14 protein-coding genes are annotated in these 16,217 nt (G+C 59.3%); 6 read left to right on the forward strand and 8 right to left on the reverse strand.

The window, feature by feature from the left end:
- Positions 1-147 precede the first annotated feature (147 nt).
- From EOA38_RS10245 to EOA38_RS10255, 3 genes are all read left to right on the forward strand, one after another.
- Entirely contained in the window at positions 148-4,887 is a 4,740-nt protein-coding gene (locus tag EOA38_RS10245) for an Ig-like domain-containing protein (RefSeq protein WP_127299115.1), read from the forward strand.
- A gap of 82 nt (positions 4,888-4,969) precedes the next feature.
- Positions 4,970-5,338, forward strand: a complete 369-nt coding sequence (locus EOA38_RS10250; protein WP_127299116.1) for a hypothetical protein — start codon at positions 4,970-4,972, stop codon at positions 5,336-5,338.
- Between the two features lie 42 nt (positions 5,339-5,380).
- On the forward strand, positions 5,381-6,688 hold the full coding sequence (locus EOA38_RS10255) for an ABC transporter substrate-binding protein (protein WP_348627515.1): 1,308 nt from the start codon (positions 5,381-5,383) through the stop codon (positions 6,686-6,688).
- Between the two features lie 368 nt (positions 6,689-7,056).
- On the opposite strand, the gene EOA38_RS10260 is transcribed toward EOA38_RS10255, so the two are convergent.
- From EOA38_RS10260 to EOA38_RS10295, 8 genes are all read right to left on the reverse strand, one after another.
- Positions 7,057-8,040: a phosphatase PAP2 family protein gene (locus tag EOA38_RS10260; RefSeq protein ID WP_127299117.1), complete on the reverse strand. Its 984-nt coding sequence runs from the start codon at positions 8,038-8,040 to the stop codon at positions 7,057-7,059.
- 30 nt (positions 8,041-8,070) lie between these two features.
- Positions 8,071-8,760 carry an isoprenylcysteine carboxylmethyltransferase family protein gene (locus tag EOA38_RS10265; RefSeq protein WP_145965943.1) on the reverse strand — a complete coding sequence of 230 codons (690 nt, stop codon included), beginning with the start codon at positions 8,758-8,760 and terminating at the stop codon, positions 8,071-8,073.
- Positions 8,732-9,529 carry a sterol desaturase family protein gene (locus tag EOA38_RS10270; RefSeq protein WP_127299118.1) on the reverse strand — a complete coding sequence of 266 codons (798 nt, stop codon included), beginning with the start codon at positions 9,527-9,529 and terminating at the stop codon, positions 8,732-8,734. Before EOA38_RS10270 ends, EOA38_RS10265 begins: the two co-directional genes overlap by 29 nt.
- A gap of 105 nt (positions 9,530-9,634) precedes the next feature.
- Positions 9,635-10,147, reverse strand: a complete 513-nt coding sequence (locus EOA38_RS10275; RefSeq protein ID WP_127299119.1) for a prepilin peptidase — start codon at positions 10,145-10,147, stop codon at positions 9,635-9,637.
- A gap of 1 nt (position 10,148) precedes the next feature.
- Positions 10,149-10,691, reverse strand: coding sequence for a tetratricopeptide repeat protein (locus EOA38_RS10280; RefSeq protein ID WP_127299120.1), 543 nt, complete (start codon positions 10,689-10,691; stop codon positions 10,149-10,151).
- Positions 10,692-10,744: 53 nt separating this feature from the next.
- Entirely contained in the window at positions 10,745-11,695 is a 951-nt protein-coding gene (locus EOA38_RS10285; protein ID WP_127299121.1) for a type II secretion system F family protein, read from the reverse strand.
- 15 nt (positions 11,696-11,710) lie between these two features.
- Entirely contained in the window at positions 11,711-12,679 is a 969-nt protein-coding gene (locus EOA38_RS10290; protein WP_127299122.1) for a type II secretion system F family protein, read from the reverse strand.
- On the reverse strand, positions 12,679-14,061 hold the full coding sequence (locus tag EOA38_RS10295) for a CpaF family protein (protein ID WP_127299123.1): 1,383 nt from the start codon (positions 14,059-14,061) through the stop codon (positions 12,679-12,681). Before EOA38_RS10295 ends, EOA38_RS10290 begins: the two co-directional genes overlap by 1 nt.
- Positions 14,062-14,556: 495 nt before the next feature.
- Between EOA38_RS10295 and EOA38_RS10300 the strand changes: the two genes are divergently transcribed.
- The 3 genes from EOA38_RS10300 (at position 14,557) to cpaB (ending at position 16,173) form a co-directional block, all read left to right on the forward strand.
- Positions 14,557-14,739, forward strand: coding sequence for a Flp family type IVb pilin (locus EOA38_RS10300; protein WP_127299124.1), 183 nt, complete (start codon positions 14,557-14,559; stop codon positions 14,737-14,739).
- Between the two features lie 86 nt (positions 14,740-14,825).
- On the forward strand, positions 14,826-15,008 hold the full coding sequence (locus EOA38_RS10305; protein ID WP_127299125.1) for a Flp family type IVb pilin: 183 nt from the start codon (positions 14,826-14,828) through the stop codon (positions 15,006-15,008).
- Between the two features lie 127 nt (positions 15,009-15,135).
- Positions 15,136-16,173, forward strand: a complete 1,038-nt coding sequence (gene cpaB / locus EOA38_RS10310) for a Flp pilus assembly protein CpaB (RefSeq protein ID WP_127299126.1) — start codon at positions 15,136-15,138, stop codon at positions 16,171-16,173.
- Positions 16,174-16,217: the final 44 nt, after the last annotated feature.

Below are 16,217 nucleotides of genomic sequence, written 5' to 3' on the forward strand. Positions count from 1 at the left end.
CACATAATTGGATATATGTTGCCGATTTACCAAGTGTAAAAAATGCAGATCTCTACATATTCAAGTATATGAAATAGGTTGAAGGTCTGTTGCAAAGATCGAGCCTCGCATGTCTCTTTCCGGGAAATGCCGAAGGGGGCTTGAGCTATGACGACCAGTATCGAATTCGACGCCGTTTCCGATTCCCGGGACGAGCACTCGACTGTTGGCGAACATCCGGTCACGGCGGGCGTGCAAGTCGCCCAGGCCGCCGGCGGCCAGGCCGCGGGTGAGCCGGTGCCGGTCGATGTGGGCAATGGCGCGCCGGCGCAGGGCGCGGGCAACGCACAGAACGCACAAGCGGCAGACAAGCCGGCGGCGGACGCCGACGCTCCTGCCTCCAATGCTCCTGCCGGCAACGCGCCGGCCGCGAACGCAGCGGCCTCGAATGTCCCGCATGAATATCATGCCGAGGCCGGCAATGTCGTGAAGCTTCCGGCCAATATCTCGATCGACAACATCAAGGTCGACGGGCACAATCTGGTTCTGGTGCAGCCCGACGGATCCGAGATCGTCATCAAGGACGGCGCGCTGAACGTGCCGACCTTCATCATCGGCGACGTCGAGGTGCCGCGCGTTGCCCTGATCGCCGCCCTTGAATCCAGCCATGTCGATGTCGCTTTCGGCGCCGACGGCTCGATCTCGGCCGGCGGAAATGCGCCAGGCAGCGCCGGCGGAAACTTCTCGGTTCCTCCTGGCGGCATCGGTGACGGCTTCGACCTGACCGCGCTGCTGCCGCCGACCGCATTGCAGTTCGGGCTGCTCGACCGGCGCGAGCTCTTTCCCTCCGTTCTCGACAAAGGCATTTCAGTCGTAGCCACGTCATTGCTCAGCCCGGACGAGGCGGCCAGCGAGACCGGCTTGAACGGCGGCCCGTCACAATCGCCGGGCAGCGACGCGCCGAGCAATTCGGAAACATCCAGCACCGGAACGATCACCATCGACGCGCCGGATGGCATCGGATCGATCGTCATCAACGGCGTCACCGTCACCGGCACCGGCCAGCAGATCCAGGGCCAGTTCGGCTACATCACGATCGTCTCCTTCGATCCGAACACCGGCGTCGTCGAATACAACTACACGGTGACCGAATCGGTCACCCACCCCGAACATACGGACGGGTATGATCCCAACGACACGGTTCCGGACAATTTCAGCATCACCGTCACGGATTCCGACGGCGATACGGCCAGCACCACCTTTGCCGTCGCCATCATAGACGACGTGCCGACGGCGATCGCCGACACCGACAGCCTCGCGGCCGGACAGTTCGGCCCGGCGACCGGCAACGTGCTGGTTGGCGGCACCGACGCGGGCGATGCCAACACGACGGACGGCGTCGCCGACACCCAGGGCGCCGACGGCGCGACGGTGGTTGGGGTCGCCAAGGGCACGACCAATGTCGATCTGGACGACACGAGCACCCTAGGCGTGCAGATCCAGGGCGCCTACGGCAAGCTGACGCTCCACGCCGACGGCAGCTACACCTATGTGCGCGACGCCAACACGCCCGGCGGCGTCAACGACGTCTTCACCTATACGATCAAGGACGGCGACGGCGACACCTCGCACACCACGTTGACGATCGCGATCGGCAACTCGACGCCCGAGATCACCGACCTGACGCCGGAGGCCAATGGCGGCGACGTCACAGTCAACGAAGACGACCTCCTGGCCAGCCGCGGCTCGGGCGAATCGGCCGGCTCGGACGCCTCGAAGGAAAGCACCACCCAGGGCGGCACCTTCACCATCCACTCGCCTGACGGCATCGCTTCGCTGAACATCGGCGGACACGACTTCATCATCAATGGCGTGTTCACCGCCGGCTCCTTCACGACGGCGCTCGGCAACACGCTGGAGGTGACGGCCTACAATGCGGCCACCGGCGAGGTGAGCTACACCTACACGCTCGCCGACAACGAAGCGCATGCCGCCGGTCAGGACACCAACAGCCTGTTCGAGAATTTCGACGTCACGCTGACCGACCTGGACGGCCAGAGCGCCAGCGGCACGCTCTCCGTCGACATCGTCGACGACGTGCCGACGGCGCATGCCGACACCAACAGCGTCACCGAAGGCGCGCAGGTCTCGGGCAATGTGCTGAGCGACGGCACGCCGGACGTGCTCGGCGCCGACGGTGCCGCGCCCGGCGGCGCGGTGACGGGCGTGGCCACCGGCTCGAACGTCTCCAACCCGGTCAGCGGCAACCTCGGCGGCGCCGGCATCGCCGGCCAGTACGGCACGCTGGTGCTCAACGCCAACGGCACCTACACCTACACGGCCAATCCCGACGCGGTGACCGCCAACGCGGTCGACCACTTCGTCTACACCATCACCGACGGCGACGGCGACACCTCGACGGTAACGCTGGACATCAACGTCAACAACGTCACCGTGACGGCCTCCGACACCGACGCGCTGGTCTATGAGAAGGGCCTGGCCACGGGCAGCGAAGCGGCCGGCAACAGCGAGATCTTCAACGGCGCCATCACGCCAGCCGGCGGCACGGGCCCGTATACCTATACGCTGACCTCGCCGGCTGCCGGCAGCTACGGCAATCTGGTGCTCAACGCCGACGGCACCTACACCTACACGCTGACCCAGACCTATGACGGCGCGACCGCCAACAACGGCATCACCACCGAGCAGGACAAGGACAGCTTCACCTATACGGTGACCGACGCCCACGGCAACACGACCACAGGCACCATCCTGGTCGACATCGTCGACGACGTGCCGTCCGTGTCCGCCAACAATGCCGTCCAGCTGGATGACGACGCGCTGGCCGGCGGCAATGCGGGTGGCACGGGCGATGTCAATCCCGACACCGCCAACACCACCGGAACGCTTGCGCACAACTATGGCGCGGACAGCGCCGGCACGACGCTGCTCACTGCAACCGGCATCGTGCTGCCTTCGGGCTTCACAGCGCAGGTGACCAATGGCGGCCAAACGCTGACCATCAGCCAGGGCGCCACGGCGGTCCTGCTGATCCAGCTCGCCGATACCAGCTCAGGCAACTACACGGTCACGCAGCTGCACGCGATCGACCATCCGGCCGGGCTGGACGAAAACAACGTTGCCTTCAGCGTCAACTACGTCACCACCGACGGCGACGGCGACACCGCGACCGGATCGCTGGCGATCAACGTCAACGACGACACGCCGACGATCAGCAACATCCAGGACGCGATCATGCCGAGCGTCAGCAACACCGACGTTCACGGCACATGGCAGCCGTCCTTCGGAGCTGATGGGGCGAGCGCCACTTCGGCGATCAGCCTGGCAATGGGAACGGCGCCGAGCGGGCTCACCTACACTTCCACCGCCCAGGGCACCAATGCGGGCGGTGATGCAGTCACGCAGGTGGACGTGAAGAGCGGCACCACCCTCCTCTATACGTTCTACGAGTACACGCATTATGATCCGGCTATGCACACATCCGAGATGTTCGCCTACACGAACCTCGCGGACGCGCAAGCCGCTAATGGTACGAATGAATTCTTCACGCTGACCGCTGCGGCCGACGGCACTTACGACTTCCATCTCGTGACGAACAGCCTGCAATCGACCAATACGTTCGACATAACGGGGGTCCATCCGGGCAACGGCAACTATGCGACAATCGTCAACAATGTCGGCAGCTTCGGGAACGGTGCGGTTCCAAGCAGCGGCTACGATGTCCTTATCGATGGCTTCAACGCATCAAACGTCAACGACAATGTCTATATGAACAACAACGGCCTGGGCATCGGCAACGGCAACCTGGACACAAACGAGACATTGACGTTCAGGTTCGCAATCCTTCAGAGCAGTGTCTCGATGGCTATCGGCAAAAGCGGGAACGATGCGTTTGAACATCTCCAGGTGACCATCTGGGATTCGACGCATACCACCTCCGCCACCTGGAATGTGACCCAGGCGGACGGCACGCCGCTGATTATCGACGCGGCCCATTGGGGAACCAACGGATCGAGTAGCGGGGCATTCTTTGATTTCGGCGAAGCGGACGTGAAGAACATCTCGAGCGTCAATGGTGAGGATCCCAAGCTCGTCATTCTGTCGCTGACCTACAACTCGCAGACCGTCGTCAGCGATACCACGCTCAACTTCTCGCTCGGCATCACCGATCACGATGGCGACAGCATCACCAGCACTGACAATCTGTCCGTGACGCTGGTCGGAACGCATTCCGGCAACGGGTATCAATTGACGGGTCTCAACACGACCGGAGAAGTCATTGGAACAAGCGCGGGCGCAGACACGCTCAATGGTGGAACCGGCCTGGGCGACACAGTCGACTACAGCCACGCCACCGCCGGCGTGACCATCAACCTGCTGACGCAGCTCGTTGGCGGAGCCGGAGCGCTCGGCGATACGATCAGCAACTTCGAGAACGCGATCGGCTCGGCTTTCGCCGACACTTTGACCGCAAACAACACCGGCAGCCTTCTGTCGGGCGGCGGCGGCGCCGATACACTGAATGGCGGCAGCGGCAACGACCTGCTGATCGGCGGCTTGGGCCATGACACGCTCACCGGCGGCGCGGGCGCCGACACGTTCCGGCTCGATCATCTCGACATCAGCGATCTGATCACCGACTACAGCGGCGTCGGCGGCCAAGGCGACAAAATCGACCTCACAGCACTATTCGAGACCAACGGCGGCAACATCGCCGATTTCGTGAAATACGATGCTGGCACAGGCGCGCTGAGCGTCGATGCCAATGGAGCGACCGGCGGCGCCAACTTCGTGGAAGTAGCGACGCTGCAGAACCATCCGGCAGCCAACACGATCACCTTACTCTACGATGATGGGCTGCACACACAGACGACGACTGTGGCTTGACCGACACAGCGCCCAGTCTAGAAGCTATGCTATCATTGGCTTATTAGTGGGCGATAATTCGGGATTTGGAGGGCAAGGTAACATGAAGCGTGGTGCAAGACTTCTGGCTTCGGCCACGGCGCTGCTGTTGGCTGGATCGACGGGCTTTGCCGCCGACATCATCGGCGAGCCGGCGGTGAACTATTGCCGCACCGTGGGCACGTCGGACCTGGTGCTGACCGACAACATGGTCGAGCTCAAGGACCATGTTGTGAAGCTGATGGACGAATCCATCGCCGTCGCCAACAGCCCGGAATGGATCAACTCGTCGCGCCCCGCCTTCGTCTGGGCTTCGGAAGCCAAGGTCGCCTGCGGCATGGCCTATGGCTATCTCAAGACGAACTATAAGGACGAAGATACGCTCAACAAATGCGAGTGCTTCCACGACCGCATGGTCGAATACATGCATTGAGCTGACGGGCGAACGCTGCGCCGATCGGCTGCGATGATAGCCATGAGAGACTTGTCGGAGGCAGCCGCCTTCGCGCGCCCGGCGCAGGCCGCGGCGCGTGCCGGCGCCATGGGGCATTTCCGACGGTATCCTCTGCCAGCCTTGGCGCTCGCGCTTGTCGCCGTCGCGGCCATCTCCGGCTGCCAATCGAAGAGCGGCGCATCGGACGTGCTCGATCCCTCGGCGATCGTCGCGCCGGCCAGCCAGGCCGGCGGCACCGCCACGACGCCCGCGCAATTGACCGCCAGTTCCGCCGCGACCGCCGCGACCTCCGCCCCGAAGGGCAATCTGACGCTCGGCACGGGCGCGACCAAAATCACCATGCTCTTGCCCCTCTCCGCCTCGGGAAGCACGGGAGAGAACGGCAGGAAGATGTATGATGCCGCGCGGCTGGCGATGACCGATCTCGGCGACAAGCTGGTGACGCTGACGATCGAGGACACGCGCGGCGACAGTTCCCTTGCCAAGGAGCTCGCGGTGAAGGCGATCACGTCCGGCGGCGCGAAGGTCGTGATCGGGCCGGCCGAGCTTGCGGCGGCGCAGCACCTTGCCAAGCTCTCCGGCACGACGCGGCCGCCCGTGCTGGCGCTGGCCGACAATTTCGCCGGCGGCCCCGGCGTCTATTCGGTGCGGCTCAGCGAGGCCGACAGCGCGGCCGCGGGCGCGGCCGCCGTCGCCGGCAAGGGCGCCAGGAAATTCGTGCTGATGGTGCCGGCCGGCGCCAATGCCGGCGCCATCGAGGCCAGGGTCGCCAACGCGCTCAGCATCTATGGCGCGACGCTCGCCGTGACGCTTCCCTATTCGGCGTCGGACGGCGCCAAGGTGGTGTCCGACATGGGCTCGCTGGTCGAGGCGCCCGATGCGGTCGTCGTCGCCAGCGGCGACGGCAGCCCTGTCGCCGTGCTGGGCGCGCTGAAGGCGAAAGGCATTCCGGGCAAGGCCGTGAGCCTGATCGGCACCAACCGCTGGCTCGAGCATCCGGTGGATCCGCTCTATGAAGGCGCCCATATCGCGACGCTCGACCAGAGCGAGACCGGGCCGATCGCCGACCGTTTCAAGGCGACCTACAATTATCAGCCCGACGTCAACGTCGCCTATGCCTATGACATGGTGGCGCTGACGGCCGGCATTGCGAGCTCGGTCGGCCCGAACGGCTTCAGCAAGCAGGTGCTGGAGAATGCCAGCGGCTTCCGCGGCTCGACCGGCCTGTTCCGCTTCCGCGCCGACGGCTCGAGCCAAAGATCGATGCCGTTCTTCAAGGTGGAGAAAGGCCAGCTCAAGCTGGTGGAGAAGCAGACGGCGGGGTTTTGAATTTCACTACAGGCGGGGGCGGTGGATTTTCTGAAGAGACTTCTCATTGTGGCTATTGCTGGCGCGGTCGGGGCTGGTGCCGTCGCGCTCATCGAATGGCTGATGTTTGAGGCGCCGAGACCGGCTGTGTCCGGCGAGCCGCCGGCTCTGCCTGTCATCAGGAAAAGTCCGGTCCAGCAATGGACATGGCCAAGCGCCGGCTGAAGCTGGTGCAGAAATAGACGGCGAGGATTTGAGTTTTGTCAACGAGTGCAGGAGCGGTTCATCGTTTCACGAAACGTCAAACCGCTCCATTTGCTTGTTGACGCAAATTCCCAACGGAACGATTTCACACTTTCGCGGGATAGTTCGTCCCTGAATGAAGAATGCTATGCTCCAGGCAGCCGGACTGCCGCTGGCGCAGTGAAGGCTTTTCCTCGATCGTAGGAACCAATCTTCCTGACGACAAGAATCGAGGCAATGCCAACCATTGCCCCGGCAACCACGTCGATGAGATGATGCCCACCCTCCGGAAGGGTGCTTACGATCATCACAGCGTTCAGACAACCTACCGGCCAGAACAGCCAGCGATAATACCTAAGCGCACTGATGATCATGATGCCGAGCGCTGTGTGGTACGAAGGAAATGTAACCAGGCCATCGCTTTTGATTATCACCAGATCGAACGGCTGGCCGGATCGCAATGCCGTCAGCGTTTCGTAGTGCCACATGCCAGCCTTGGCTGTGAAATGGCTGAACTGATCTGCCGCCGGCTTGAAGTAGGCGTAGGCCCCTTCCGCCGGAATAAATGCCATGGCCACTCCAGTAAATACTGACGAAACCGCAAGCAACGCCACGAACTCCAAGGCCCTATCGTTCCGTCTAGCTGCTGCATGCAACAAGAGCACAAGCGGCAATTGCGGCCCGAGGGCGTGGTAGGCAAAGCTCAACACGGGAGCAAGAATTCTGTTGTTAGTAGCATATAGAAACTGTTGCCAGTCAAAGCCAAGCCACATGTCGATCGACGCAAGTGTTGGATCGGCGAAAGGGCGTTCAGTTGCGCTTGCCATGTACATGAAAATCGTGGTGCTGATCACCATTGGGACAAAGGCCGCGGCGACGAGTGCCAGGCTTTGAAGGAAGTCTGACGCCCTGCGAACAAACTGAGCCATTCGCGAGTCATCTTTTCGCAAGCGTCGCGAACAAATCCATGACACTAAGGCGGCGGCTAGAAGGCATAAAGCGACCACTGCAATTTCAGGCCAGTTCAGCGGTGATACGCGGACATTCGAACGAGGCAGCCAAAGCAAATCCACTATCGCAAACAGCAACATAGTGACCACCGTTGCATAGAGGTAGTTCTTCGCTCCCATAATTCTTTACCGCCGTAAGCTACGAGTAAACTATCGCGAACGAGAGATCAGTAACGCCGTGTCGGGAAAACGCGGCAAGAGCATGGGTACGCGCCGAATATAGTCACCATACTCAGGGAAAACGGCTCGCAAGACCTTCTCCTCATTGACAAGCCGTCGATACTGGAAGGCAAGCGCGATGGCGCAGATTGCAACCGTCGGCCAAATAGGATTGCGCAGAACAATCCCGAGCATCACGATTGCTTCACAGACATAAAGCGGGTGCCGCACAATCCGGTAGGGACCAGTCGTTACAAGCCGCCTAGCTTGGGCAATGATGCTAAAGGACCTGCCGAGCCAGCAAAGACAAAGGATGCAGAGAATGAAACCGATGATAGTGACTAGGTCGGCAACCAGTTGCAGGTGTGAAGATACTTGAACGCGCGGGACAGCAACTAAGGTTGCTGTGGCAAAAGATCCGACAAGAGCCGCAATGCGAGGTTCAAGGCCCCCGGCTGTTTTCACAGGAGCAAGGCGCGCTACCGTGGTAGCAAGCATGAGCACCAAGAATCCAATTGCGGCAACGTCCGCCGTCATGTCAATGGCCCGCGCTGGCGTCCATTCTCCGCTGCCAACGACTGCAATAAGGGCTCCAGTCTTCAAGGTCACCCAGAACGTGAAGTAAACTGTCATAGTCGCACGGCCGATGAAATCACGCGTCGCTGGCAGCAGGAGATTCATTGATTTTGCCCTTTGGGATCAATGGATAGGCGAGTTGTTCGACATAAGTTGACGGAATGGGATCATCGATGCCGTAGCGTTCCGGCACGGCTTTGCCGGGCAGATACATGGTTCCAAACAGCTTATCGATGAATGACAACTGAGCAGCAAAGTTCTTGTCATATGCAGCGCGCTCGTTCGCATGATGCCAATGATGAAACTGAGGCGAAGCGATCAGCCATCGAATTGGGCCGATGTTCAGCCTGACGTTGGCATGCAGCAGCAGGGCATGAGCTTGAAAGATCAACGCAAACAGAGCGATTGCAGAGTTGCTAAAGCCCAGCAGGAATACCGGAACCAGCGACACGCTTTTTGTCAGAATTTGATCCACAGGATGTATCCTGTGCCCTGCCAACCAATCAAGCTCTTCGATGCTGTGGTGAATCGCATGGAAACGCCATAGGAATGGGACAGCGTGAAAGGCGCGATGCGCCCAGTAAAGGCCAACATCTGCGATGACAATGATTTCGATTAGTTGGAGCCAAAGCGGCTGCGATGACACAGCACTGCCAACATATTTCGGAACCAGCCAACCCACCGTCCCCATTGCCAAAGTAACCATCCCAATAATGCCGAGGGTTATCGGAACGTCATTGAACACGGCATATATAAGATCGTTGAAGAAGAACTTCCTCAAGATTTTCTGATTTGGGCGGAGGGCGAAAATCTGCTCGATCGGCACAAAGATCAGTGCCGCAATCAAAAGCGCTTTGACGTTTAAAAGATCCATGCGGCGCCCCGCCGAAAACCACACGATCCAATCACTTCGGTAGCGTTAGCGCAAGCTCATGGTTTCCGAAGGGTTAATCGGCTTGGTTGATTGCCGATATAGTGGCTATCCGAACGCGTTCAGGCCATAGGCAATCTGCGCCGCTATCGTGCAGATCGCGGCTGCCGATATCGGAACGCCAAAAGGCACCACGCCCTTCCGATCCAGATGCTGGACGTAGACGCGAAAAGCACCGGCCGGCAACATAAATGGGTTCTTGACCGCCAATGCCGTGACCAAAGCAAAAACCAGGAGCAGCAGGGAGAACACCGCCAGGCTGCTGCCGCCGATCACAAAAGGCATCACGGCCATAAGCTTGACGTCGCCGGCGCCAAGCTTGCGCATGGCCCAGAACGGGAAAAGCGCAAGGAACAGAACCAACGCCGCAATCGCGCTCAAGCCCATATTCCACCAAGATCCGAACGCCACTGAAGTCAGTTGAAGCGATCCGAGACCGAGACACAGCAAGAGCAGCACGTCGCTGTTGGTGATCTTCTGCTTGGTGAAATCCATCACGGCAACCCGCGCGAGCAGGGCTGCGGCCAGCAGCTTCAGCACTATGGAAGCAACCAGAACCATTTCAACGCTCGATGTTCTGGACGCTGGACGACAGCAGCTTCAGATTGTTGGCCACGGTCGGATCGTTTGGCGCGAGTTCATAAGCCTTGAGGAAGTTGGTGCGCGCCTCCTGCAGCTTGCCACGCAGCAGATAGGAATAGCCGACATTGTTATAGTATTCCGGCGTCGCGCCAAGCAGCCGATAGGCTCGGCCATAGGCCATGTCGGCCAAATCGAAGCGCCGGATGCGGTCGCAAGACGCGGCAAGGCCCAACCAGGCAACACCGTCATTCGGCGCCAGCCGCGTCGCTTTGTAGAATAGCGCGCCGGCATTGCCGTAGTTTTCGGAACGAAATTGAGTCTTGGCCTCGGCAACGGCCTGGTCAGAGGCATAGTAGTCGACATCGCTGACCGTCTTCAGGCCATCGAAGGCATCGCCGAAAGCGGTGTAGTCGCCTTTGGCCGGCTCGTTTGTGCGCACAACACCGGAGGTGTCCTTCCCGTTCGTCTGACAGCCGGCAAGCGCTATCATCAACAGGCTGGCTGCGGCGATCAGCTTCTTCATACAGTTTCCCCGTGAGTCCCCCGACCCATATTGGGACCAAAGCATATCTTCAACTAGAAGAAAACGCCTTTCATGCGGATAATCACCGGCAGCATGACGACCATCATGACGACCGGAAAAATGCATAATCCCAGGGGGATCATGATCTTGACCGGCAAGGCATTGGCAAGCTCCTCGGCGCGCAGGATCCGCTGCGAACGCATTTCGTCACTGTAGACGCGCAAAGCGTCGGTAAGGCTGGTGCCGAGTTCTTCTGATTGCCGGAACAACACTGCCAGGGCCCTCGCCTCTTCGAGGCCGATCCGGTCGGCCAATTCGCGCAGAGCCTCGCGCAATGGTTTTCCGGCTCGAAGCTGCAAGTTCATGATCGAAAGCTGGATACCGAGCCATTTATGGGTACCGGCTAGTTCGGTACCGACCCGCTCAACCGCGGCCTCCAGGCTCATACCTGCGTCGGCGCAGGTGATCATCATATCCATGAAGTCCGGAAAGCCACGGCGATAGACCTGCTTCTGCGCATTCTCAAAGCGATCGAGCATGATGCTGGGAATGACGATGCAGCCGAGCCCGAGAAGAGCCGAACCCGCGAACGCGAGGAAGCTTGGCAATTGGGGCGGCAAAAGAATGGAAAGCACGGCGTAGCTTCCCAGAAAGCCAATGCATACGGCGCCAAGACGAGAGATCGTAAATATAGCTGGTGCGCTCGGTTGATGGAATCCAGCCCGGAACAGCTTCGCTTCCAATGCATTGGGCTCGCCGCGCTCCTTCTCCAGGGCACGGAAATAAGCATCAACGGGACGCTGCGCAGAAATCCTGTTAAGTTCATGCTGCGCGCCGAGCGACCGGCGGTTTGCGATTCCCTCTGAGAGAAGAGCCTGCGACACCATTCTTCTTGTCTGGATGACCGGCAATATTATTAGTGCGGCTAGCAGAAAAATTGCTGCTGCCGATAAAAATACGGCAATTGAGAGCAAGACTGGAGAATTCCCGATACTTGTCAGCAAGTCTGTTAACACTCCTCAGAAATCAAAATTGACCATACGGTACATGATGAAGTCCCCCAATAGCGCCCAGAATCCAAAAATCAGGAAAACAGGCAATATTATCGGACTTCCCCAAACATCCCCATAAAAACTTGGAGAGATGAGCATCATAATGCCGAACATGATGATCGGGAAAAGAGAGATGATCCAAGCCGAAATACGTCCCTCGGCGGAAAGAGCCCTTATTTTCAACCGCAGCTTCCGGCGTTCGCGCAAGACTGACGCTAAATTTGAAAGGATCTCGGTGAGATTGCCGCCGGTCTTGGCTTGGATGGAGAGCGATACCGACAGGAGGTGCAGCCCCTCGAACCCGACCCTCTCCGAAAGCTTTCGTACTGCTTGTTCGAGACTCAGACCGAATGTGATCTCATCGGAGACAATGCCGAACTCGGTCCCCAGCGGATCGGCCATCTCCCGGGCAACCAAGGCAATAGCCACCGTCGTCGGATGACCGGCGCGCAGCGAACGCACAATCATATCGAGTGCATCGGGAAGTTGGCCCGCGAATTTCTGTATTCGTTTGTTTCTCGCTCTCTGCAAGACCAAAAGCGGTAACACCACTCCGACTAAAACAAAGATGGCGATGGCAACGAATGTGGCCACACCGAAGATCAGCGGCAACATAAGTGCCAGAACAAGTCCGGCGAGCAAAAACACCGCCGCGAAGGCCAACGGGTTACCTGTCACACCAGACTGCGTATAAAGCCGGTTGAGAGCGACCGCTCCAAAAATGAAGTCGCCCGATGCCGTAAGACCACGTTCCTGAAGCAGGCTCTGCAGACTTTGCTCCGCGGGGGCATCGCCCAGGCGCTGCAGGCGCCTGTTGATGACCCCTGCTCGCGCGCGCCGACTGGCAAACGAAAGGTAGAAGGATTCCGCGGCAAGAATGACCGATGCCGCTGCCAGAACGTAGACAAAATAGAGAAGGGTTTGACCGGTCGGCATCAGAGCGGAACCTGGGGATTGAACGCGTCTTTGGCGAAATGGTGGCCCAAGGTCGCCGCTTCCTGAGCAAAACGCGGGCGGACGCCAGTGGCCCGGAAATCTCCGATGATGGTGCCGTCCGCTCCGACATCCCGGCGAACGAAATGATAGATCTCCTGGAGCTGAACGACGTTGCCTTCCATGCCGGTCAGTTCCGATATCGAGACAACACGCCGCCCACCGTCGGAAAGACGCTGCGTCTGCACGATGATGTCGATAGCCGAGGCTATCTGCGACCGAATGGAGTCGTTCGTCATCGGCATGCCTGCCATACCGACCATCTGTTCCATGCGCGAAATCGCATCGCGCGGCGTGTTGGCATGGATGGTCGTCATTGAGCCTTCATGGCCGGTGTTCATCGCCTGCAGCATGTCGAAGGCTTCCTCGCCGCGAACCTCGCCGACGATGATGCGATCGGGACGCATGCGCAATGCGTTCTTGACCAGCTCGCGCTGACGCACCTCGCCCTTGCCCTCGACATTGGGCGGACGCGTCTCCAGACGCCCGACATGCGGTTGCTGCAACTGCAGTTCAGCTGCGTCTTCGATCGTAACCAGGCGCTCCTTGGCCGGGATATAGCTGGACAGAGCGTTCAGCAGTGTGGTCTTGCCGCTGCCGGTGCCCCCTGAGACAAGAATCGATTTGCGCGTCTGCACGGCTATCCGCAGCAAATCTACCATTGGCGGACGGATTGAATTGAACGCGATCAGACGCTCCAGCGAATACGGATGCTTTGAGAATTTGCGGATAGATACCAGCGGGCCATCCACCGAGATCGGCCGTACGGCGATATTGACGCGCGAGCCGTCATCGAGGCGCGCATCGACCATGGGTGAGGATTCATCGACACGTCTGCCGATATTCGAGACGATCTTATTCACCACGCGCAGCAGATGCGCCTCGTCGCGGAAGCGTATTGGCGTCTCCTCAAGCACGCCGCGCCGCTCAATAAAGACGTGCTTGTGCGTGTTGATCAGGATGTCGGCAATCGAATCGTCCTTGAGCAGCGGCTCGATCGGTCCGAGCCCCAGCATCTCATCGGCGGTGTCGCTGGTCAGTTGATCCAGTTCACGCGCGTTCAGCGGAACATTCCGCCCGCGCACGAATTCGCGCACGATCGGACGTATTTCATTCAGGATTTCGTCTTTAGACGCATTTTCAAGGGCCGTCAGATTGAACCGGTCGATGAGATGGCGATGCAGTTCGACCTTCAACGAGAGGAAGTCATCGTCCTGCGCTTCGGCTTGCGCAACTGGAGCGCTCGCCGCCCCATTCAACGCCGGCACGGGCGCCGGCAGCGGCGCTTTCTGTTCATTTTGCCCTTTGATGAAGCGACCCAACATGTCGCTGAACCCCTGCTGTTTCCCCTGGAACGAAACTAAGCGTTAACCACGAGGGGCACAAGCGCCCGAAGGACACACTGGACATATTACTTGCGACATAGTTAAGAAACGAATTTCGGGAAATCGTTTTATTTTCACCTTACTCCAGGCTTACAGACTAAAGTCCTAGGACCTTTGTCCCCGCACGGATTGCCACACCTCTAACCCCCAAGATATAAACAATTATGCATAACTCCTAATATGATTAAGCGCCGGCGCGACTGCGGCGGAATTATGAATGAATGGTTAAGATCACTTGAAAATCGAGGCGAATCAAGCTGTTGTCAAAATTGAAAGAGCTCCAGATCGAGTATTGAAAGGTTAAGGGACCGTTAATCCGTTTGACTTGGCTTTTTTGCCGGACCTAGGATTGAACGTGACGGGGGATGCTTGGGTATGGATTTCATCCTTGGCTCGTCTCGTCGGGTTCAACCTCCAAAGTTAGGAGACATTCGCATGAAAAAGCTCATGACGTTGGCCCGGCAGTTCCGCGACGACGAAAACGGCGCTGCTATGGTCGAATATACGATTCTGCTTGGCATCATCACCGTGGCTGTGATCGCCACGATTGTGCTTGTCGGCAACTGGGTCGTGGGACGGTGGACGACCCTGAACACGGCTCTTGCGGCGGCTGCATAATCTGGGTTCCGGCGGAAGAGAGGCCTAAGCGCTTGAGGCTTGGGCCTCCCCACCGGGATAGTGCAGAGTCAAAAGGGAAAATTGCCATGAAGAAGCTCATGACTGTGGCCCGGCAGTTCTGTGGAGACGAAGGTGGCGCCGCTATGGTCGAATACACTATCCTACTTGGCATCATCACAGTGGCTGTTATCGCTACGATAGTGTTAGTCGGCAACTGGGTTGTAGGCCAATGGACGACACTTAGCACGTCACTTGCGGCTGCTGCATAACTCTGGCTGCAAATGATTAGGACGCTAGTGTAGCGTCACAACTTCCGCATCGGCGCCGATAACTGTTTCCTTGGCGCCGATGGACTACCGGGCGGAATACAGTAATTCGGATGGGCGGGGGCGTTACATGCGCGCAAATACTCTTATAATGGTCGTTCTCGCCGGTGTGTTTGGCGTACTGGCGGTTGTTCTCGCGAATATCTGGCTCGCCAATCAGCGCAGCGCCATGGCTCGGACCGAAGACGTCAGCCGCGATACGTTGGTGGTGGCGGCGATGCCACTGAAGTTCGGCGATTCATTAAGCGCCGACAAACTGCGTGAGATCCCATGGCCCGCAGGAGCGATTCCGGCTGGAGCCTTTAAGACAGCAAAGGACCTCCTGGAGGACGGTAAGGGAACCAAGCAAGCGCTTCAGGCGATCGGCGTCAATGAACCCGTGCTCGCCACCAAGATTACTGGACCTGGCCAGCGGGCTACGCTTTCAGCCGTGCTGGCGGAAGGCATGAAAGCCGTTTCCATTCGCGTGAACGATGTACTCGGTGTCGCAGGATTTGTCTTCCCGGGCGATCGTGTCGATGTACTTTTAACTCGCACAGTGCGCAGCAACGACGGTCCCGACAAGAGCTTCGTCGACGTGCTGTTGCAGAGCGTCAAAGTGCTCGCCGTCGACCAGGTCGCGGACGAAAGCAAGGACAGCCCTACTGTCGTGAAGGCAGTTACAGTTGAAGTCAGCACCAAGGATGCGCAGAAGCTGACCCTTGCCGCCGGCGCCGGGCAGCTATCGCTGGCGCTTCGCCAAGCCGCGGCCAGCAATGGCGAGGCGACCGAGCGCGTGACGCTTTCGGATTTGACCGGCGACACGCCGGAAGACGTTGCCAAGAGGCAGGCGGAACTTGAGAGGCAGAAGGCCGCCGAGGCCTCAGCCGCGGAAGAGCGCAAGCGGGCCGATGACAAGCTTAATGGGCTGGCCCAGGCAGTGGAACGGGTCGGCGACCAGATCGATCGGCTGAGCAAGGCGAAGCCCACTGTGGCGCCCGCACCACAACCGCAAGAAGTTGTAAAGGAAGTGGTCAAATATGTGCAGCCAGAGCCGCCAGCCCGCGCTACAATCCGCGTCTTCCGCGGCGTGAAACTCGAAGCCTACGACGTGCCGCGACAGAGATAGCGAAAGGCGCATTCGGACGAGGGGGATTCGGGTGGGTCGGTAAG

The sequence above is a fragment of the Mesorhizobium sp. M1E.F.Ca.ET.041.01.1.1 genome (assembly GCF_003997355.1).
Classification (GTDB): domain Bacteria; phylum Pseudomonadota; class Alphaproteobacteria; order Rhizobiales; family Rhizobiaceae; genus Mesorhizobium.